21 protein-coding genes are annotated in these 21,870 nt (G+C 37.4%); 13 read left to right on the plus strand and 8 right to left on the minus strand.

Going from position 1 to position 21,870, the window contains the following annotated elements; genetic code table 11:
- Positions 1–382 precede the first annotated feature (382 nt).
- Genes AMD27_RS08620 through AMD27_RS08630 form a run of 3 tightly spaced genes read right to left on the minus strand, consistent with a single transcriptional unit; the run spans position 383 to position 6,042 of the window.
- Entirely contained in the window at positions 383–2,278 is a 1,896-nt protein-coding gene (locus tag AMD27_RS08620; RefSeq protein ID WP_067659043.1) for a lipase family alpha/beta hydrolase, read from the minus strand.
- A 10-nt stretch (positions 2,279–2,288) separates the two neighbouring features.
- Entirely contained in the window at positions 2,289–3,308 is a 1,020-nt protein-coding gene (locus tag AMD27_RS08625; protein ID WP_171254791.1) for a T6SS immunity protein Tli4 family protein, read from the minus strand.
- On the minus strand, positions 3,301–6,042 hold the full coding sequence (locus AMD27_RS08630) for a type VI secretion system Vgr family protein (RefSeq protein WP_067659046.1): 2,742 nt from the start codon (positions 6,040–6,042) through the stop codon (positions 3,301–3,303). The genes AMD27_RS08625 and AMD27_RS08630 overlap by 8 nt, the downstream gene beginning before the upstream one ends.
- A 313-nt stretch (positions 6,043–6,355) precedes the next feature.
- Between AMD27_RS08630 and AMD27_RS08635 the strand changes: the two genes are divergently transcribed.
- The 3 genes from AMD27_RS08635 (at position 6,356) to AMD27_RS18730 (ending at position 7,645) form a co-directional block, all read left to right on the plus strand.
- Complete coding sequence (locus tag AMD27_RS08635) at positions 6,356–6,751, plus strand: transposase family protein (RefSeq protein ID WP_067659051.1); 396 nt, start codon at positions 6,356–6,358, stop codon at positions 6,749–6,751.
- The gene (locus AMD27_RS08640) at positions 6,699–7,169 is read left to right on the plus strand and encodes a transposase family protein (RefSeq protein WP_067659053.1); all 471 of its coding nucleotides are present in this window, start codon (positions 6,699–6,701) and stop codon (positions 7,167–7,169) included. Before AMD27_RS08635 ends, AMD27_RS08640 begins: the two co-directional genes overlap by 53 nt.
- A 302-nt stretch (positions 7,170–7,471) precedes the next feature.
- Positions 7,472–7,645, plus strand: coding sequence for a hypothetical protein (locus tag AMD27_RS18730; protein ID WP_171254792.1), 174 nt, complete (start codon positions 7,472–7,474; stop codon positions 7,643–7,645).
- Positions 7,646–7,795: 150 nt separating this feature from the next.
- Here AMD27_RS18730 and AMD27_RS08645 read toward each other — a convergent pair whose 3' ends face one another.
- Positions 7,796–7,993 (minus strand): hypothetical protein, encoded by a 198-nt coding sequence (locus tag AMD27_RS08645; RefSeq protein WP_067659055.1) that lies wholly within the window; start codon positions 7,991–7,993, stop codon positions 7,796–7,798.
- Positions 7,994–8,881: 888 nt separating this feature from the next.
- Between AMD27_RS08645 and AMD27_RS08650 the strand changes: the two genes are divergently transcribed.
- The gene (locus tag AMD27_RS08650; protein ID WP_067659061.1) at positions 8,882–9,325 is read left to right on the plus strand and encodes a universal stress protein; all 444 of its coding nucleotides are present in this window, start codon (positions 8,882–8,884) and stop codon (positions 9,323–9,325) included.
- Between the two features lie 71 nt (positions 9,326–9,396).
- On the opposite strand, the gene AMD27_RS08655 is transcribed toward AMD27_RS08650, so the two are convergent.
- On the minus strand, positions 9,397–9,639 hold the full coding sequence (locus AMD27_RS08655) for a hypothetical protein (protein ID WP_067659063.1): 243 nt from the start codon (positions 9,637–9,639) through the stop codon (positions 9,397–9,399).
- 364 nt (positions 9,640–10,003) lie between these two features.
- Here AMD27_RS08655 and AMD27_RS08660 point away from each other — a divergent pair, with 364 nt between their 5' ends.
- Together AMD27_RS08660 and AMD27_RS08665 are read left to right on the plus strand one after the other, a co-directional pair.
- Entirely contained in the window at positions 10,004–10,546 is a 543-nt protein-coding gene (locus tag AMD27_RS08660; protein ID WP_067659066.1) for a hypothetical protein, read from the plus strand.
- Between the two features lie 175 nt (positions 10,547–10,721).
- Positions 10,722–11,198: a hypothetical protein gene (locus AMD27_RS08665; RefSeq protein ID WP_067659069.1), complete on the plus strand. Its 477-nt coding sequence runs from the start codon at positions 10,722–10,724 to the stop codon at positions 11,196–11,198.
- A 70-nt stretch (positions 11,199–11,268) separates the two neighbouring features.
- Here AMD27_RS08665 and aroC read toward each other — a convergent pair whose 3' ends face one another.
- Positions 11,269–12,354 (minus strand): chorismate synthase, encoded by a 1,086-nt coding sequence (gene aroC / locus AMD27_RS08670; RefSeq protein ID WP_067659072.1) that lies wholly within the window; start codon positions 12,352–12,354, stop codon positions 11,269–11,271.
- A 12-nt stretch (positions 12,355–12,366) separates the two neighbouring features.
- Entirely contained in the window at positions 12,367–13,377 is a 1,011-nt protein-coding gene (gene prmB, locus AMD27_RS08675; protein ID WP_067659075.1) for a 50S ribosomal protein L3 N(5)-glutamine methyltransferase, read from the minus strand.
- A 372-nt stretch (positions 13,378–13,749) separates the two neighbouring features.
- Between prmB and AMD27_RS08680 the strand changes: the two genes are divergently transcribed.
- From AMD27_RS08680 to AMD27_RS08705, 6 genes are all read left to right on the plus strand, one after another.
- The gene (locus tag AMD27_RS08680; RefSeq protein ID WP_067659077.1) at positions 13,750–13,959 is read left to right on the plus strand and encodes a cold-shock protein; all 210 of its coding nucleotides are present in this window, start codon (positions 13,750–13,752) and stop codon (positions 13,957–13,959) included.
- Between the two features lie 202 nt (positions 13,960–14,161).
- Positions 14,162–14,470, plus strand: coding sequence for a hypothetical protein (locus AMD27_RS08685; protein WP_067659079.1), 309 nt, complete (start codon positions 14,162–14,164; stop codon positions 14,468–14,470).
- A gap of 157 nt (positions 14,471–14,627) precedes the next feature.
- Positions 14,628–16,001, plus strand: a complete 1,374-nt coding sequence (locus AMD27_RS08690) for an ABC1 kinase family protein (protein ID WP_067659082.1) — start codon at positions 14,628–14,630, stop codon at positions 15,999–16,001.
- 241 nt (positions 16,002–16,242) lie between these two features.
- The gene (locus AMD27_RS08695) at positions 16,243–17,538 is read left to right on the plus strand and encodes an acyl-CoA dehydrogenase family protein (protein ID WP_067659085.1); all 1,296 of its coding nucleotides are present in this window, start codon (positions 16,243–16,245) and stop codon (positions 17,536–17,538) included.
- Between the two features lie 31 nt (positions 17,539–17,569).
- Positions 17,570–18,769: an acyl-CoA dehydrogenase family protein gene (locus AMD27_RS08700; protein WP_067659089.1), complete on the plus strand. Its 1,200-nt coding sequence runs from the start codon at positions 17,570–17,572 to the stop codon at positions 18,767–18,769.
- A 103-nt stretch (positions 18,770–18,872) separates the two neighbouring features.
- Positions 18,873–19,358, plus strand: coding sequence for a GNAT family N-acetyltransferase (locus AMD27_RS08705; protein WP_067659092.1), 486 nt, complete (start codon positions 18,873–18,875; stop codon positions 19,356–19,358).
- An 89-nt stretch (positions 19,359–19,447) separates the two neighbouring features.
- Here the strand turns inward: AMD27_RS08705 and AMD27_RS08710 are convergent, their stop codons facing one another.
- A complete protein-coding gene (locus AMD27_RS08710) occupies positions 19,448–20,671 on the minus strand; it encodes an alkane 1-monooxygenase (RefSeq protein WP_067659095.1) in 1,224 nt (407 codons plus the stop codon).
- A 191-nt stretch (positions 20,672–20,862) separates the two neighbouring features.
- Between AMD27_RS08710 and AMD27_RS08715 the strand changes: the two genes are divergently transcribed.
- A complete protein-coding gene (locus tag AMD27_RS08715; protein WP_067659100.1) occupies positions 20,863–21,837 on the plus strand; it encodes an AraC family transcriptional regulator in 975 nt (324 codons plus the stop codon).
- Positions 21,838–21,870 lie beyond the last annotated feature (33 nt).

A 21,870-nucleotide genomic window follows, 5' to 3' on the forward strand; every position in this document is an offset into this window, starting at 1 on the left:
AAAATATGATTAAACTAATATTGCATATTTTTTAATCTTTATTTATCAATACAACACAAATAGTATTTAAGTCGTATGAAAAAGCTCAGTTTCTTAGTGCTGAATTGGTAAAAAGAAACCCTCACTTAAAGGGCTTTTCTAATTAAACATCATTCTTAATGGATATTTGCATACCAACTGACCAATGCAAATACACTATCTTGACCAAAACAATTTCAACTTGATTGACCAACCATTTTCACTAAAATAACCATTGTGAAATTTTAGGATTAGATCTTTGAACAAAACTTATACTTATGTTGAATATTTGAGCATTACCACCAAGGAAATAAAAATATAGCCCAATATATGTTGAGCTATATTTTCATATTCATCATAAAATTTAACAAAGGTTTTCTACTATTTTTGCAATAGAGTAAATTGTGCTTCTATGTACATTTTTGTCATCATAACTCGCAGCATGATCTAAACCTTGCATGACAAAAACTTGTTTCAAATTTCTTTTTTCAACATCAGCGCCGGATTCACCACAAACAGTTCCGTCACCTGCAGAAGTAGGCATTATTCTGATGTTAAAAGTAACGACATTGCCTTCAGTATCTTCAATTGTTCTAAAACTATCTTGATCAAATAAATGCTCAAAGCCATCGTGTCTCTTTGCAGTAATTACGATCGGTTCTAGTGTGATCGTTCCTGCAATTTCTTCATCATTTGGAGGTGGCGAAGTATCAATTTGCTCTTCTACCACTTCTTCTTTTTTTGCTCCATGCTTTGCATAACCACGGTATTCAATCAAATCATCCGCTGTATCTATTGGTAAATTTTGCTCAGTACTCCATAGAATTTCATTATAAGCCAAATGTTTTTCATCTCGTCCATAGTGGGCATAAGTATTTGGATGGTAGCTGTCTGCTATTTTGGTATGGAAATTTTCAACTAAAATAATATTATCCATATAAAAATCTATAATACTGGTTTTTCCATCGGCTTCCATTTTCGCATTTAAAATGCCTGCAGGATCTATGAATCCTTCATTAATCATACTCCACCAACTATCGGTCCGTGTATAGATTTCCCCATAAGGGTCTTCTTTAGGCAAACGAGCAGTGACCACTTGACCATTACGATTTCTAGCACTTAAAGTGAGCCATGCTTTAGACTGGCCGCCTTGATTATCCGCATTTTGTAAAAAATTCGCAAAAGGTAGCAATTGCAAAGCACCAGGGGAGTTAGCTAAAACAGGCATAAGTCGTTCAGATGTTGCGCCAAAAACCTGAGCCCCCTTATTTGCCTTCATTTTTGCTAACCATCCATCAACAACTTCACCACCTTCCCAACCTCGACAAATACGTTGATAGACTGTTGGTGCACCACTGGCTGGCATTACACCATGTATCACACCTAAAATATCATTTTTAACTGAATCCTCCAGTATCAATGACCTTGTCACTAAGCCTCCCATGGAGTGAGTGACTATAATAAATTTTTTAAACTCTTGATTCGGAAATTCTTTTTTGATTTGCGGTTTAACTAGAGTATTCATCATTGCAGCGACATATTTAGCTGAATCATCATTTGACTGTAACCAGTTATAGCCTATAGCAAAAATAGGAAAACTATAATTTGCTAATTTGCCATGCAACTCCTTACTTAAAAGTTCAATATCCTTTTTTAGTGGTCCCCAATCGCCCATGATATCTTCGAGCTTACTTTTATCACTTTTGCCAAACCATGCTTTAGATTTAGTTGCGACCATTTTTTTCCATTCTTTAGTGCCAGAAAAAAAATCAGGATCTTTTAATTCTTTTGCGCTAGGCGTACCTTTTATTAATTCATCATTTAAATATTTTTCCATATAAATAAGAATTTTAGAATATCCTTGCCACCAAACTGAGCCCCATCCTCTACTAATCGCTTTAGCTCTATTAAAATCCTTAATATCTTCTATATCGTCCTCATCAATGAAACCATCCTGCCCAACGATGGTCGTTTCAGGATTTAATTCTATTTGTCTAGTTCTAGCATCACGTTGCTCACCAGCATCAGCAGCAGCTATTCCACCTGAATCACCAAATGTACCATTAGGTGGATACCAAACATGTTGACCATTCCTTTTATTTTTGATATTTGACCCCATGATTCCAGGAATAAAAATAATAGGGATGACATAATCAGCAGGAACAGTGACTTTACATAGTGTTTCTGTCTTAGTCGGTGTTGTCTGTGAAACAAACTTAGAGTTATCTTCTGTATTATATGGATTGTGTTCAAAGCCCATTTTTATGATCCTAGAATTTTTTTAATGAATTTAAGATAGCTTCGTATATCTGAAGAGTATTGTGGTTTGGAATACTCGATGTTTTGACATAATTTGCTGTACTTGCTGTGTCAACCGTAATTGAAACCAACGGGTCTAGCGCTGATTTCACAGTACCTGCATGTTCCCAGGTAGCGATGATGCCAGTCCCACCTTCCATTGGTACTTGTGTCACTAACTCAAGCCCATTGATTGGAGCTGTTTGATTTATCGTTTTAGTGCCTTTTCTTATATCTTTAGTCTGATTTTTGATTCTTGAATAATTTGGACTCTGTTTTAGATTTTTTTCTGTTCGAGTAATCAAATCATCTTCGGGTGTATGCATTGCTTCTGTTTCAGCAGTAATAATCACCGAAGGCGCAGTTGCAAAATTAAATCCAATTTTTTGTTTTGTAAATTTATAGTCTTTTCCATCATCTTTAATAAATCCGTTTTTAAAACAGATGCCTTGCTCTGTTGGTATTTTACTATTATTTCTTGCATATATATTATCAACTAAAGATTGCACCCCATCTCTACTTTCTTGTTTAAATTTTTCTGAATACGACCCATTAATAAGAAATAATGTTCCACGATCTAATACGTACGCAAAAACTTGAGTTGTACCTAAAGTTGGTCTATTTTTACTTAATTTTCCCCAAAAAATTTTTACGACCTTATTATTTATTTGTTTTACTGGCATATCTTCCAACAGAAGCTTAAAACCATCACTATAATTTCCAATACCTGACGCTACAGCATTATCAAAATCAGCTCTCGTGGCTTTGGCTTTACTTTCTATCTTGAATGAATCGTAATTAATGATTTCATCAATCATTTTGGCATCTTTGGGTAATTTAAAGGTATAACGCCCAACACACCAATTTTGCATATTGTTTAAGTCGATCATTGTTTTTCCTGCTTCTATTTCTTTGTTATTTGCCGCATAACCACACCCTGAAATACCTAGTGTAGAACTTACTAATAAAACTGCGAATAATTTTCTAATCATCTTTTCTTCCTAATATTGTAAGTTCTGCTTTAACCATAGAAAGAGAGGATATTTTTTCTGTTTTACCTTCTGCATCAGTTATTCCAGAAATAGTTTTTCCATCTTCGGTCACAATCTTATATTTTACATTTGGTTGTATAATTCCAGCTCTATTTCTGACAATAAACTGTTCATCGTAAGATGCTTGAGCCTTTGGCATCTGAGCTAAATCACTGCTAAGACTACTACCTGGCATTGTACAAATTTGACCAGCCTTTAGATTAATTTTTCCGGAGCAAACGATATCTATATTACCGCCCTCAATTTTGATGTAACCGCCACCTGAAGCAATAAGAATTCCTTTCCCACTTTCAATTTTCACGAAATCATTCAATGCATAAACATGCATCAGATTTTGAGAAGATAAAGTCATTTCAGCACTTTGAGATTGAATGTTTACATTTCCATGGCCTGCCTTTAAATCAATATCTTTTTGTTGAGCAAATAAACTAATACTACCTAAAGCATTTGTTAGTACATTATTCCCAGCAAAGGTTTGTACATTACGATTAGTTGATAACTCAATATGGTCAGCAGATTGGATCAGTGTTCCTTTAGAGCTATTCACAATAAAATGATCACTTGAATGTAGAGCAATGAAAGGGGTTTCATCACTGCCATCCCATTTAGGGATATCTTGATTTATTTTTTTCTGTATTTCTAAATCAGGTTCTTGAGCCTTATGTGCCTTTGCTAATTCTTGAATATTTTCATTATTACTTTGTGCCGCAATTAATGATGATTCTAAGCTTGATCTAACCATTTGATGGCTCTCTGCCTCACCATCGCCTTCTGTGGTGATAAGGATCCCTTTAGGTGCACGTATGCCACCCCATCCATCTGTCCTTAACTCAAAACCGTCTCCACGTCCTTCGCTCTCATCAGATTCTTTAGGATGACTTAAATTACCTAGATTCAATTGTGATGAACTATGGCTACTGTGAAGCTGTGAGCTAATTTGACCTGTAGTATCATCAAAACGTAATTGGTTAAATCCATCTCCAGATACTTCTTTGGATCTAATTCCACTGAGCTTTTTCGTGAAAGGGAGTTTCCCTTTTATATCGAACTTGGTTGGATTACGCTGTGCCTCATGAATACGACCTGTCACGAAGGGGCGGTCTATATTGCCATCAAAGAAATCAATCACTACGATTTCATCTTTACGGGGAAGGAAACGTGCACCATATCCTTCACCTGCCCAAGGGGTCAGTACATCTACCCAAGCAGAATCTGTATCTGTGTCATTTGCACCTGCACCACCATCATGGGCATGGTCATCTGTTCGTGTGAATAGGAATCGAACTTTAATTCGGCCCCATTCATCAACGTGGATTTCTTCACCATCTGTGGTGACTTTGGCACGTTGTACATGTGCTGTCGGACGATGGATTAGGGGATCATATTCTGGAACAACCTCAATGCTGCGACGAACCAATATGAGCTCATTGGCTTGTCTTTCTTGTTCGCTGTCTTTACTGATTTGCCAATGGCTTAAACTCAGTAGTTTTTCAATTTGATCAAGGATGTCTTTGGGAAAATTGTTTTGATTATAAAAATGCTTCTTCAGTATCAGGAATTCTTTATCACTTCCGCTGTGGTTTTTATCCAGTTCTGGATGATCTGATAATTGAAACCAGTAACCGACTTGGGTATCTCGAACACTACTGTGTGCAGTGAAGTATTTGGCTTGTAGAGCTTGGTATTGATTCAGTTGTTTATTCAGTTTATCGAGTTGGCTGTTACTTGATGCAGTGGCTTGATCTGTACCTTTTAAATCTCTGATCCATGCTGGAGAGATACTCCATGCTTGCTCTAGACTTAAGCTTTCGTTATCTCTATTTGCGCTGTGCTGATGGGAACTGAGTACTGATCCACTGGCATCCTCTTGGCTTAAGCTATCGGCTTGCCAACGTTGTACGTGAATCGCTGTCGGTTGTAGACTGCGTTGTGCAATAAAACTGGTAATACTGTCATATTGCTCTGTGGCATTCGATCTATGATAGCGTATGGTTCTACGGTCAATGGCTTTAAATTGTGCATTGTCATCGACTAAGCGTAATTTTTGTGGTTCAATACTTTGGCTGCTGCTGGAAACCATGTAATTGGATTCATCTATAAGCCAATTGATTGATTCTTCTCGTATTATTCTTGTTAGGTATGCATAATCGGATTCATTTGCTTGCATTGAAAAAGGGCGTATATCATAGGTCTTCTTTAGACCGCTGGTGTCTAATTTTAGACTCGATGCGAATAAAGAGGATTTAGACTGCCATTCATTGAAGATAACTTCGATAATCTCCACAACACTCTTATTCATAAACACTCGGCTGTTACGCCTTTTATGCCAAAGTGCAGTTGCATCTTGTAGTGTCAAACGATACAAACTAAATGCGCCATCACTCTGACCTTGTGAAGCACCTGTAATAATACCCGTGGTTCTAAAGAGTTTGCCTGTGTCTGTAACTTGATCTACTGCCACCTGACAACCAATAAATTGTTTTAATTCTATGTATGGGTTGGTCGATAGACAAATGAGTTCAGCAGATAAGCCATCATTGATAGCATGATAGCCATCTATGCGTTGTAGCATGATTTGAGTGTTAAGTTCTGAATTTGAAAATTGAATACTGATGGCACGTTTTTGGGTGCCAAAACCTAGCTTATCTAAAATGGCAAAAATATTATTGAGCATTGTTATTATAGCCTTATTATTAATCAAAAAATATTAACAGAATGAGTCGTTTTGCTCAAATGTTATCCGTTTTCATTTTGTTGCAATTCAATTAAAAGTTTTCGATAACCTTGAACTACATACCTTCCGATATTGTACTTTTCTTGAATTTTTTCAATACTTAAAGTTTCTAAATCATGTTGATGCTGTCTAACCCATTCTCGTTTTTGATCAATCACAGAAATATTAGATCTCTTTCATAAATCAAAAAGTGACCATTCTTTTGGTCAATATTTGCACTCCGGATTTCTTGGCATTGGTGCATAATCTATGGATGAAATACATCGATTCAAAAAAGCTTTCTGATTCTCAGTTCAAGCGATATACAGGCATCTCATGGTCAACCTTCTATTCAATGGTTGAGCAATTGAATATGAATATCCCTGCCAAGGGCAGACCACCCAAGTTAAGCTTGGAAGATCAGGTTCTGCTCTGTCTGAGTTATTGGCGGGAATACCAAACTTTATTTCACGTTGCGACGAGTTATGGGGTTTCAGAGCCGACAGCTTCAAGAATTGTACGTCATGTTGAAGAATGCCTGATTCAGTCTAAATTGTTTAATTTACCCAAAGCTTTACCCGAAGGCGGAGGCATTGACTGGAATGTTGTGATCGTAGATGCCACAGAAATTCCAATACAAAGACCCAAAAAAACAAAAGAAAAGCTATAGCGGTAAGAAAAAGACGCACACCTTTAAAGTACAGGCCATAATTCACTATAGAACTCAGCAAATTCTGAGTTTGTGTAGCAGTCGCAGTACAGTACATGATTTCGAGCTATTCAAACGAAATTTAAAGCAGATACCTTTAGGGGCTTTCATCCTTGCAGATAAAGGCTATCAAGGGATTTATATTGTGTATTCTAATAGCCTGTTGTCATTCAAAGCCAAAAGACGCTGTAAACTGGATCCTGAACTCAAACGTTATAATCGTGAAATCAATAAAAGAAGAATCGGAATTGAGCCTGTATTCGGCAGTTTAAAAAAGTTTAAGATTCTTTCGGAACGTTATCGAAACCGAGGCAAAAGATTGGGCTTGAGATTCAATTTAATTGCTGGAATTTATAACTTTGAGCTGAGTAAAAAATGATTTATGAAAAAAGTCTATTAAGCGTACTTTCATCGCAAAACTGAGCATTATTATTCGAGTAACTTCTCTCTTTTGATTTCGAATGTATCTAAACAGTATCACTCAATTTTAGCGCCTATTAAATTAGATAGCATCATCAATCATCTACACGTGCATCTCTGAAGCTTTGAAATATGAATAAGATATAAAATTATGATTCCTACATATCTCTACACTTGCCTCTCTAATCACGCTCAATGTAAATATCTCATTCTGTCAAGCTGACTAAGTCGAATTTTCGGCAACAAAAAATTGAGAACATTATGCTAGTTCAAACCAATACTGCTAAAAAAGCTTCTTTCAATCAATTTTCAACTAATGCCACAGGCAACAACAGCACGAACACCGATCCTAACAAAAAACCTGTTCAAGATGAAAAAACACCTGCAAAAGAACAGCCGGATCAAAATGATAAGAAAGACACTAAAGCTAAATAAAGATTAATCACTAAAAGAACCATCTTCATCAAGCTACCTCAAAGATAACTACATGAAGGTGGTTTTTAACTTAAATAGATCAAACAATGTCTAAATCTAAATAGATAAAAATAAAAAAACCACCCGAAGGTGGGTTCATTAAAGTCAACATTAGGCCACTGACCATAAGCGGTAATATGCCTGAACATCATTATTCAAAAATTCATCATTTTCAATATCATAATCAAATGAGATCCTACTCAGCATATTTACACTGCTCACTGAAACTAAATATTTATTTAAAAAATTTCTAAAGGTTTCGATTTTTTCAGGGAAATTATTTTCACCATCCCATAATATTAAGCTCATTCATCATGTTCCAAATCAAAATCCACCCTCAAAGCATATTGTAACACCTATATCATTTCAATATATTTTAGTGACTTTTATCACAATATTTTAATATTATATCGATTTTAACCTTTGAAGAACCAACCTAATAGCTCTTATTGTTAATTATTTCTAATCAATAATATAATATTCTTCACATATTATTATGTCTAAAATTAGACGATAAAAAAATCCATATAAAACGAGATCAATCTAAGTACGTTTTAAAAGGTCAAAACTGACTAGAGAATTTTTTTGCTATCATTTTTCTGTGGGTTGGCACATCATTTAAATTATTCAAACGTGATTTAAAGCAGATTCTTTTTGGAGCGTTTATCCTTAAAAATAAACTTTTTTAAGAGATTTTTGATCTATATGCCAATAGCGTGTTGCAGTTCAAAGCCAACAGAAATTGTAAATTAACTTCTGCCCTAAAAGTCCATATTCGAAAATCTATAATAGAGGCCAAAGACTGTGTTTGAAATTCAATGGAAGCACTAGAATTTAGAAATACGGAAATGAGAAAAAATGAGTGGTGAAAGACCCCTATTAACACAAAATAACTCAATCAGTTCATTGTTCAAGTTAAACCGCCTCATTTTCTGAATAGCTAGATTTTAGCGACTTTATTGGTATCGTGACGTTATTTTACTCATGATTTCATCTCCCTGAAGTACCTTAAATATAAGAAGCAACCTTGATATAAAAAATCTTTTAAATAAAAATGCATCCGACTTCTTTTTTAATAGTTCAATTTAAGCTCTTCAATAAAAACTTGAAGAAATCACACGAGTTTGTATATGAATTGCGCACAACACAGCAATATGTTAACTATGAGATATAGGATTTAAAATAAGGAGATTCAACATGTCGTATCAACATATTTTAGTACCTGTCGATGATTCCCCTATTTCATATGCCGCCGTCGAGCATGCTGAAAAATTTGCTCGAGCGTTTGGAAGTCAAATTACAGTGATGTGCGTACTCTCTGTAGATCCATTGCGCAGCGTCGATTTTTATAAAGTTGCACCTGCCATAACGCAATATGTTTTAGAAGCTGAACAAAATGCGCAAGGTCGTTTGACCGATATTAAGCAAACTTTTCTTAATCACGGTATCGAAATTCATACCTGCATCATTCGCAGTGTTCCACCAGCTACTGGCATCTTAAATGTTGCTGAGGAAATTCATGCAGATTTAATTATCATGGGTTCACATGGGCGTACAGGTTTGAAAAAATTGGTGCTTGGAAGTGTGGCACAAGAAGTACTCGGTTCAAGCCACGTCCCAGTACTTATTGTCAAAGAATAAAATATAAAAAAGGCAGAACCAAGTTCTGCCTTTTTACTGAATCGATTTAATACCAATTCATTGTATTCACTTTAAACCGTCTCACTCAGCGCAATGACTTTTACTAAAATGGTTTGGGACTCTTCAAAGTCATCAAATATTTGTTTTCTGGTCAATTCTTTAGACTTCACCTTAAAATCATGATTCTGAAAACGAATGACTGAAGGAATCTCATCAAAGTATTGGCTACTCGCCTCTAAACTCTCTTCAAACAATGCTGTTCCAAGCTGATAGTCCTTACTCTTCAAAACAACATACTTCACTGTAGTTTTCATTGAACTTACCCTTTATACATACCCTTTATTTCTAGTTATATCAGGTTTTAACACCTGATCAAACGTAAAATATGACTATTTGATTAGTAATGCCTCATTTGATTTTCTTTGCTATGAAATGCTTCATTTATGAATAAAAATATCCTTGATTTTGAGCGTTCTTACAACCTATATACTTCACAGAAACTTATCAAAGATAGACAGTAATACAAAAATCTAATATTTATAAATAAAAAACAATATCAATAATTTGAATCTTAAACACAACAATTAAAAATTAAAATAATGATAACTAGTTCACATTAATGTGTAATTTATGCTAAATTAATTCTTAACAAAAACTAAAGTAAAATGGTTGATAATAATGAAATTAGTCCTTGTATCTCTTGTCACAGCAATTGCTCTTTCAGGCTGTATCGTTGTTTCGACAAAACCAGATTCAACTAAACCTTATCAATCGAATGTGATTGATTTTAAACCTACGGATCAAATCAGTCGCGTTGAGACCAAAGGTCAGGTGATCTGTGAAGCATCTAAACCCTGTCCTGAAATTACCTTTGAATGGAAACTTCAGCCTAACAATTTATACAAAGTCCGCGCAGACTTTTATGACAATGAAAAATTTGATATTCAACGTATCGTTTTCCGCCTTGATGGACAACCTCATGAATTCAATGTAACGGGTGCAACGACTCAAAGACCTGTACTCAACTCTCAAATGGTCAATTCTTCAAACTATATAGACGTACCTGCAAGCTTCCTCAATAATTTCAATAGTGCTAAAGCCATTGATATTTCGATTGTGACCGAGAAAGGTGATATTTCACATTCTATTTTAAAAGAAGATAAAGTCTCTTTTGCCTATAAAACCTTCAACAGTGGTTATAGACAAACATCAAATCCATAATTTTTACAGGTCTTCAGCGCTAAAACACTTCGAGTTAAGCGCTTGTTTGTTTTAAGTTCATTGATACAAATTTGCTACGTGAGATATTTCAGCTTAAGTTTCATTTTTTGACAAATATGGTTTAATTTAACATATTCGCAACACAGCTATAATAAACATCTCATTAGGTATAAATATGAAGACTCAATTGTTCTTGATTTCAACTTTAACTTTGCTAACTGCTTGCGCAGGTAGTTACCCAGAACGTGTCGTAACGAAAGGCCCACTTATTTGTGCAAGCAATGAAATATGCCCTGAGTTAGCTGTTCGTTGGAATGAGGAAACACGTGATGGTTTTAAAATTTCAGCTGAAATCAACCACACTGCTGTTTATGAGATTAAACAATTGGTGTTTGTTGTAGACGGACAACCTTATATTTACTCAACCATTGAACCAACGACACACACTAAATCTGAGTCTGTTGTTACTTCAAGCAATTCAATTCGTGTTCCTGTCAGCTTCCTCAACTCATTTAGAGATGCAAAAACGATCGATTTGAAATTGGTGACAGATCAAGGTGACATTCAGCGCCCAATTCTAAAAGAAGATGGTCAAAAATCTTCAGCGTATTTAACCTTCTTAAAAGGTTATGCAGCACAGCCTGCCAAATAATGATTTAAAGCAAAAAAAACCAGACAAATCGTCTGGTTTTTTTATTCTTAGATTTAAAAAATATGCAGCTTTAGATCGGTGCAAAGGGTGCAACCACATCTGCATTTTGCGCACGGTTACGCATAAAATGATCCATCAGCACGATCGCAAGCATTGCTTCTGCAATCGGTGTTGCTCGTACGCCCACACATGGATCATGACGACCTTTGGTCAGTACATCGGTATCTTGACGATCCAAATTAATTGTTTTACCTGGAGTGGTAATCGATGCTGTTGGTTTGAGCGCAATCGCAACCCGAATGTCTTGACCAGATGAAATACCCCCTAAGATTCCGCCTGCATGATTGGCAAGAAACCCGTCAGTCGTTAATTCATCACGCGATTCATGACCAAACTGCTCAGCCACTGCAAAACCATCACCAATTTCAACGCCTTTTACAGCATTGATTGACATCATGGCATGGGCGATGTCCGCATCAAGGCGATCAAAGACTGGCTCACCCCAACCAACAGGTACATTTTCAGCCACAATCTCAAGTTTAGCACCACAGCTTGTGCCTTGCTCACGTAGTGAGGTCACTAAAGCTTCAAAACGCGGGACAGCACTCACATCACCACAAAAGAATGGATTGTTCGGGACTTCATTCCAATCTAAAAATTTTGCTTTTTCTGTACCAATTTGCGTCACATGACCACGAATCACAATACCGAACTTTTCAGTTAAGTATTTTTTAGCAATTGCACCCGCTGCAACACGCATCGCAGTTTCGCGAGCACTTGAGCGCCCACCACCACGGTAGTCACGAAAACCATACTTATGAGTATAGGTATAGTCTGCGTGTCCTGGACGGAAGCTTTGTGCAATATTGCCATAGTCTTTCGATTTTTGGTCGGTGTTACGAATTAATAGCCCAATGGATGTGCCAGTCGTTTTACCTTCAAACACACCAGAGATGATCTCAACTTGATCGGGTTCTTTACGTTGGGTTGCAAACTTAGAGGTACCGGGTTTGCGACGATCTAAATCATGTTGTAAGTCTGCTTCACACAGTTCGATTCCGGGCGGTACACCATCGACAATCGCCATGAGCCCAACACCATGAGATTCACCACAAGTCGTTACACGGAAAAGTTGTCCAATACTATTACCAGCCACGTTCACGACTCCTTATGCTTGAACAGATTGAATAAATAAATCACGGTATTGACGGCACTGCGCTGCTGTTAACGCAAAAATACCTGAACCACCTTTTTGGAAAGTTAACCAGTGGAAATCAACCGTATTGAAATTTTGCTTCATTGCCCATTCAGAATTACCCACTTCAATGACAATTAAACCATCTTCAGTCAAATAATCCGCTGCTTGAGCAAGCATCTTACGTACTAGATCCAAACCGTCTTGACCTGCCGCCAGTGCAAGCTCTGGTTCATGCAAAAATTCCGCTGGCAAGTCTGCCATATCCTCAGCATCTACATAAGGAGGATTAGACACGATTAGATCATATTGATTTTCAGCAGGAATTTTAGTGAATAAGTCAGACTCAAGTAGTGCTACTTCAAATTGTTTATTATGATGTTCTGCATTGATTGAAGCCACTTCAAGCGCTTCTTTTGAAATATCAGTTGCATCGACTTCAGCTTCTGGAAATGCATATGCCAATGCAATCGCGATACAACCCGAACCTGTACACATATCTAAAATACGACGTGGCATTTTTGGATTGCTACTTAGAGGAAGATTGTTTGCTGCTTCTCGTGGCTGATGATTTTCATCTAAGCAATATGGTGCAAAACGGTTTTGAATCAATTCTGCTATTGGAGAACGTGGAATCAGTACACGCTCATCGACGTAATAAGGTTTGTCACAGAAATATGCAAGATTTAATAAATAAGAGGTCGGTACTTTTTCATTAATACGACGCTCTAATAAAGCAATAAATTCTGCTTTTTCACTTGGCAATAATTTTGCTTCTAGAATATCTGGGTTTGCACTCCAATCTAAAGCCAGCGTTTGTAACACCAACGCTGAACTTTCAGCAAAAAAATCTTCAGTACCTTGACCTAAGTGAGCATCATATTGACGTAATGCTGACACACCAAAACGGATAAAATCACGTATTGTGGTCAAATTGTCAGCGGCTTCCTGTAAGTGTTCAGGGCTAATGGTCAGTTGATCCACGTCAGGTATCTCCAAGGTCAGTATCTTTAAGCGCGTTATAATACCTTGTTTTACGCAATTTTATGAATTTCTAAAACGTGTTTTAAATTTTTTAAGCAAATATTTTATTCAAAAACACTGAAATCACCTACTCTTAACAAAAATACATCACAATTTTTGTAAATTTCTCATATATATGTTTCAACTTTTAATTTTTATCCTGTATAATCATATCCAACTAGAAAATTAGTGTTGTTTCGTTAAATCTTTTATTTCGCAGTGTTATTCATAATCCTACGTTTCGTTTCAGATTTTAAGTTTCATTATTTTTTCCAAGTTACAAACGGGTCATTTATGTGACCTTGATTACCAGATTTCCAAAGGATTTATATTATGTCTAATACTGTTAAAGGTACTGTTAAGTGGTTCAACGAAACTAAAGGTTTTGGTTTTATTCAACAAGAAAATGGTCCAGATGTTTTCGCTCATTTCAGCGAAATCAAAAGCTCAGGTTTCAAAACTTTAGCTGAAGGCCAACAAGTTGAATTCAGCGTTACTCAAGGTCCTAAAGGTCCTAACGCTGTTGATATCGTTGCTATCTAAGACTTTATTGTCTAGCAATTGATTAAAAAAGCGAGGTTTATTCTCGCTTTTTTGTACCTAAATTTTAATATTTTCAAGATTTAATTGTAGAGCTAATAGCCTATAAACAAAAATTATAAATACCTGTACCTTATTATGCTTGAATTAGCGATATCACTCCCCTATATATACACTCTACTTCTCCTATTGTAGTTTCCTCACTATGAGCTATAAGCACAATGACTTAATGGCCATGCGTCAAAATTATTGGAACGACACCATCTCTGCTAAAGTCAAGGCTGAAAAAAATTTCTTTCAAAAGCTATTGATCGAACATGACGTTTTCACTGAAGCAAGTCTTGAAGATGTGAAATACTTTTTCTTTACGCTCCCAAGTATCGTTATTGTCAAAGGTTATTCTTTAGGGTTTGAAGATAAATCCGTAAAGCAGCTGCTTGAACAACATATTTATCGAAATAAAAGTGTGTTAATTGCAAAGTCAGATCTTCAAATTGAGTACCAGATGAGATAAAAATTAAATTTCTCTGCTTAGGCTATTTTTAGCAGCGGATTGATTGACTTTATTTACACCAAATATTGAAATACTTGAACTATTTTAATACGGTCTTTGCATGTAATATTGATTACAATGATTTATTTGCTCGATTCGCTTACAGGATTTTATCTTCATGTCAGATCAGAATGAAAAGCTTAAACAGTTAAAAACCTCATCTATGGATCGACGTCTATCAATTGCCAAGGCTTCTTTTTTAGCAGGTACACGCTGGGCGGCCTCAAGTGCCTCCTCTATCTTTTCCAATGAAGAAGACAAAGAAAAAAAACGTAAGCAAGCCACCAAGCAACAGGCAGAATATTTGGTTGCTGAAATAGGTAAGCTCAAAGGATCAATTGTAAAAATTGGTCAAATGATGGCACTTTATGGCGAACACTTTCTTCCTGAAGAAATTACTCAAGCCTTAAATACATTAAACAATCAAACTGTTGCACTCGACTGGCCTGCGATAAAGACGCAACTGGTGAGTCAACTGGGTTCAAAACTTGATGATTTAACCATTGATCATGAACCTTTAGGTACTGCATCTCTTGCACAGGTGCATCGTGCTACACGCAAGTCTGATGGTTTAGAATTGGTGCTTAAAATTCAATACCCTGGGGTTGCCAGCGCCATCGATTCGGACATGAGCCTGTTTAAAAACATGCTCAAATTGACGCGCATGGTACCGCAGACCCGCGAGTTCGATCAGTGGTTCGATGAAGTTCGTGAAATGATGCACCGCGAAGTCGACTATAAGATTGAAGCAGATACCACCCGCCGTTTTGCTGAACGCTTAAAAGACGACCCACGCTATGCCGTTCCGCACATCATTCATCAATATTGTACAGACCAAGTGCTGTGCATGACATTTGAGCGTGGCGTGCCGATCAATAGCCCCGTGATGCTTTCCCTTCCCCAAGAACGCCGCAACCGATTAGGTGAAGCGTCACTTGAAATTGCGGTTCGTGAAATTTTTGAATGGGGCGAAATGCAAACTGACCCGAATTTCGGAAATTACTTGGTGCGCTTAGGGGATGGTGAGCAGATTCAAGATAAAATTGTATTACTTGATTTTGGTGCAATCCGTCAATTTGATGATCAGCTGCTGGCTGTTGCGCGTAATCTGATTAAAGCAGGTTATGATCATGATGCTGAAGCTATGGTTAAAGCCATGACTGGCTATGAGTTCTTTGATGATATGCCTTTAAGCATTAAACCTGATATGGCCAAGGTATTTTTGCTTACAACGGAAGCTTTCAGTACACACAGTAATAATCAAGATTTACCTCAAAATGTCATGGATGACCAACAGCGCTATGATTGGAAGAAAAGTCAACTGCATAGCCGAGTCATGCAGCGCGCATCTAAATCGATGGCGTCTCGATACTTCTCTGTCCCTCCAAAAGAGTTTATGTTTATTAGCCGAAAATTTATTGGTGCTTACACCTTTATGACTGTTATAGAAGCGAAAACCAATGTTCGTAAAATGATTCAACCTTATCTTTGAAACCAACCACACTTCAATTGACCAAAACTGGCCTTATTAAACTGTCATTTTGGTCAATTTTTTTCTCGATAACTTGAATAAAATAAAAATAAAAAACTCTAATATCATACATATATACTAATAAATACCACTCATCTAATTTGTACATTATAGTCAATTTCAATGTCATTTACGACATAGTCTTTTTAGACCTTGCATGTCAGGATAATAAAAAGCACAGACAAAATTCAGGGACATCATCATGACCAATATGGCAAATAAAGCGCAAGGTTTAGGCTTGGCATTCCTGACCAAAATTGCAGGAAGCGATTTATTAGACCAGCTTAAATTACGTAAGATTTTAGAAAAATCACTCTATCAAGGCTCTAAAGCTGGTTTTAAAGCAATGAGTTCAACACAAAAGGCTTTTAAATCTAATGAAACCAAGGATAAACAGCGTTTACCTAGCCAACAAAAGTCACTTTTCGATTTAAATTTGACTGAAGAGCAGCAAATGACTGCAGATGCGATGCATCAATTTGCTTCTGAAGTACTTTACCCTTTAGCTCATGATGCAGATCATCATGAAAAGTTTCCAATTGAACTCTGGAAACACAGCACAGATTTAGGTTTAAACTATTACGCTTTACCAGAAGAGTTTGGTGGTGTGGCAGCTGAAAAAAATATCGTCAGCAACGTGCTTATTGCTGAGCATTTAGCAAAAGGGGATTTTACACTGAGCGCAGGCTTACTCTCCACTTTTAGTGTTATTAACGCTATTACCCAATGGGGTTCTAAAGAAGTTCAAGGCAAATACTTGCATGCATTTACAGATGATAGTGATATTAAAGCTACTTTTGCTGTACAAGAAGCCACGCCTGCGTTTAATCCATTCAAACTACAAACTAAAGTCATAGCAAATCAAGGTCAATATTCACTCTTTGGTGAAAAGACATTGGTAGTTTTAGGTGAAACAGCGGATATTATTTTAGTTTCGGCCGACTTAAATGGCGCAACTGAAGTGTTTATTGTTAAACGTGATTCATCTATTACCTTTAAGAAAAGTCCAGCAATGGGTTTAAAAGCTGCAGAAACAGTGACATTAAAATTCAATAACACAGCTGCTGAACGTCTTGGTGATGGTGATTTTAATTATTCTCAATTCCTTGATCTTGGTAATTTAATGTGGTGTGCCATCAGTGTCGGCACATGTGAAGCCGTTAAAACTTACTGCATTAAGTATGTTAATGAGCGTGTTGCTTTTGGCGAACCTGTCTCTCATCGTCAAGGTGTTGCTTTCATTATCGCAGACATGGCGATTGAAATAGAAGCAATGAGAATGCTGGTTCTAAATGCGGCCAGTCTGGCTGAAGCGGGTAAACCTTTCCATCGTGAAGCATACTTAGCACGTATTTTATGTGCTGAAAAATCGATGAAAATTGGTACTGATGGTGTTCAATTATTAGGTGGTCATGGCTTTACCAAAGAACATCCTGTTGAGCGCTGGTATCGTGATTTACGTGCCACAGCAATTGTACAATCTGGTTTACATGCTTAAACCATCACATATTGAATAAGGAAGAATACTCATGAATTTAGAAAATCCAAAAAAATTCAAAATGTTGATCGATCAGGCACATGAAACCGCTTTGAATGTACTCCGCCCTATTTCACGTAAATACGATAAAGCTGAACATAGCTATCCGAAAGAATTAGATATGTTGGCTTCATTGGTTGATGGTATGAACGAAGGTGGCGACGGTATGAATGCCGGTGCTGCAGTCAACAAACGTGGCGATACCGAACAAGGCAATAAAAATGGCGTAAATATGTCTACGGCGCTAAGCATTATAGAAATGTGTTACGGCGACACAGGCTTAGTACTCACCATGCCCCGCCAAGGTTTAGGTAATTCAGCTATTGCCGCTGTTGCCAATGATGAGCAATTAGAACGTTTTAAAGGCACGTGGGCTGCGATGGCAATTACAGAGCCAGGTTGTGGTTCTGACTCTGCTGCAATTCGCACCACAGCAACCAAGGATGGTGATGATTATATCTTGAATGGTGAAAAGATTTTTGTTACCTGCGGCGATCGCGCTGATTCAGTGGTGGTCTGGGCGACCTTAGATAAGAAATTAGGTCGTGCTGCAATTAAGTCTTTTGTTGTTCCAAAAGGTACAGCTGGAATGAATGTTGAGCGTTTGGAGCACAAACTGGGTATTAAAGCCTCAGATACTGCTGTCATTCGTTTTATTGATTGTCGCGTTCCTGCTGCTAACCTACTGGGAAATGCTGAAATTGATGTTGCCAAAGGTTTTGCTGGAGTTATGGAAACCTTCGATAACACTCGCCCATTGGTTGCCGCGATGGCTGTCGGTTGTGCCAAAGCATCACTGGAACGAATTCAAGAAATCTTTAAAGACAGTCTTGATCCAAATTATTCAATACCTTATTTACAAACGTCAAATATAGCCGCTCAAATTTATCGCCTTGAAGCCGAATGGGAAGCTGCACGCTTGTTGACTTTAAAAGCAGCATGGATGGCTGACAATAAAAAACCCAACTCACGTGAAGCATCCATTGCCAAAGCTAAAGCTGGTCGCATTTGTAATGAAATCACGTTGAAATGCGTTGAACTGGCTGCAAGTATCGGCTATTCAGAAGATGAACTGCTAGAAAAATGGGCGCGTGACTCGAAAATTTTGGATATTTTTGAAGGAACACAGCAAATTCAGCAATTGATTATTGCACGACGTGAACTGGGGAAAAGCTCTAGTGAACTCAAATAATGATCTGAAACTTTCTTAAGTTTTTTCAGTTGATAGCTATGGTGTTTCTGGCCTTCTTAATGCTATAACCGCCATAGCTTTTTTAGTTTTAAATACCCTATTTATGTACAGCATCAGAACCATCCAAGCCCAAGACAATGCCCAAATGGCGCATATCATCCGTCAAGTCTCAAAAGAATTTGGTCTAGCAGCAGAAGCTGGTTTTGCAGTTGCAGATCCAATCTTAGATCAATTATCTGTAGTTTACGATCAAACCTATGCACAGTACTGGGTGGTTGAAAATGAGTTGGGGGAGATTCTTGGCGGTGGCGGTTTAGCACCGTTAAAAGGTGATGAAAGCATCTTAGAAATTCAAAAAATGTATTTTTTAGCTGAAATTCGAAATTTAGGCTTTGCTAAGCAAATTTTAAATTTATGCTCCGAATTTGCAAAAGGAAAAGGTTTTAAGTCGCTGTACCTGGAAACTACAAAAGAACTTTGGCAAGCCGTTAAACTCTATGAGAAATTAGGTTTCCTACATTTAGACACTCCCCAAGGAAATACTGGTCATAGCCATGCCTGTGAAATTTGGATGCTTAAAACGCCATAAAACTTCATTTTGACTCATGTTTAAAAACCTGTATTCAACAAAAAAGAGCTTAAATTTAAACTCTTTTTTGTTGGCGATAATCTATAAAATTAACTAACCACTTTATCCAACATACGATCAATCACTCCAAATTTTTTAAACAGTTTTGCACGGCGCTTTGGATAAACATTGGCTTTGTTCAAGTCCCCTTGATAATGATCATAAACACGCTGATCCATGATTTTCGACCACCAAGCCGGAATTAACGCAGGCAACAACATGCTGGCATAACCACTCGGCAGTTCAGGTGCTTCATCAAAGTGGCGTAAAGCCTGAAATGGACGCGTTGGGAAAGCATGATGGTCAGAATGACGCTGTAATTGGTATAAAAACAAATTGGTCACAATGTTGTTGTTATTCCAGCTATGTTCAGGCAGTACACGTTCATATTTTCCGTTGGCATCTTTTTGACGGAGCAATCCATAATGCTCAATGTAATTAATAATTTCAAACAACGTAATACTATAAGCAGATTGCACAGCCAGATACGGCAAAATGCCTTTTCCAAAGATACCCAGCATCGAGGAGTGGAAGACCCCAGCCATTGACCAGCCCTGTAGCAGTTCGTTGTGCTTAGACCAAAATGGCAACCCTTTACGCTTTAAGCGCGAACTTTCAATTTCAACTGCGGACTTAAAGGATCCAATGACCGTTCGTGGCAAGAATTCATAAAAATTTTCACCCATTTTAGATGAAGCTGGGTCTTCTGGGGTTGCTGCACGCTTGTGGTGTCCATAAGGGTGCTCTATACGGAAATGATTATAACCAGAGGGTACCAATGCCAAATGCGATAAGAGATGATCCAAACGCGCTGATTTATGGCTGAGTTCATGTGCTGTATTGATGGCAATACCATTAATCGCACCCATCGACATACCCAGTAGGACTTTATCCAAAAGTGACGTCTCTTTACGTGCAGTTAAGTAGCAAGCATAGATATTGGCTGCATATTGTAGTGGAATAAAAGATTTGACCAGACGCGCATAATAAGGATCTTGTTCAAGCAGTTTAATCTCCTCTGGATTGGGATTGTTGTTGTCTGCACCAACAAGGGTATCAATGCTCGGAATAATCACATGCAAGACCAAAGGACCACCCATTGCAAAAAGAAGTTTGAATGGTTTAGGCGCGAAATGATAACCTGCTAAAATACCTAAGCCAATAACAGGTAATGCAGGACTAATCAGCCAAAGATAACGCTTTTTGTCCAATGCCAAACCTGAGAGCGTAGAATTTAAAAGATCAGTCTGTTGTAGTTTTAAGGGCGCATTCATTTGCAAAAGATCCTCTTTAGTACTTTCATTCATATAATTGAATATTTAGAGAGGCAGTAACAGTCGTAAGCGTCCATTTTTTCTATGCTAACGTCCTTGGCATGTTTGGATGGCTTTTTGACCCTTAAAAACATATGATTCAAAAATGAAAAGACTAATATCAAAATAATGATGGGAAGCTAAAATTAGACATGGATGCGCTTAGTCAGGTTTTAGAGGACATTCACCTCAAAAAAACCGAATACCTTTATCTGCAAAATCAAGGAGAATGGGCATTTCACTCGCCTTCTCAGTCTGCCGTGCTGTGTCATATCGCACTGTTTGGCGACATGTATATTCATTTTAACAACCAAGAATTTGTACATCTAGCTTCAGGTGACATGCTGATTATTCCCTCAGGAATAGCGCATAGCGTACAAAGTCAATTTGAAAATAATCTGGTTGAATCGATCAATATCGCGCCATTATTTCAAGGACTTCGTGATGATGCCATTCACTTAGGTCAAACCAATCAAAGACCTAAAACACTCATTTTCAGTATTCGCTCGCACATGGACAGCGTCATGGCAAGTCCACTCATTAAAGCCTTACCAACCTATTTACATATAAAAAATGCCTTGAATGCACAAGAACCTGAATGGCTACGAATTGGACTATATTTCGTTGCAGGCGAAACTCAGCTTAAACAACCGGGTCGTCATAAAATTATGGATCATTTGGTTAGCATTATGCTAATTGAATGTATTCGAGATTATATAACCAACTTATCCGATCCGAATAACTGGCTAAGCGCATTGACTCACCCAGAACTGAGCCCTGCTTTTGCAGCCATTCATAGTCAACCTGAATATGCGTGGTCTGTGGAAAGTTTGGCTGAATGCTGTTTTATGTCACGTTCTAAATTTGCCTTCCTGTTTAACAGCATTGTCAATCAGACCCCTTTGGCTTACTTGCAACAGCACCGCCTCAGGCTCGCCAGTCAACATTTAAGGCTGGGACAACTCTCTATTCAACAAATTGCACACAGGGTTGGATACTCCTCAGAAACTGCGTTTAGTCAGGCATTTAAAAAACACTATGCTTTCACACCTAGTCAGTATCGACAAATCCATACCCAAACAGCTATTCAAAATGATGGACAGCTATCCACTCAACACAGTGGATAGTCAAATTTCGCCCATAAAAAAAAGCGCCGAAGC

Source organism: Acinetobacter sp. TGL-Y2, from assembly GCF_001612555.1.
GTDB lineage: Bacteria > Pseudomonadota > Gammaproteobacteria > Pseudomonadales > Moraxellaceae > Acinetobacter.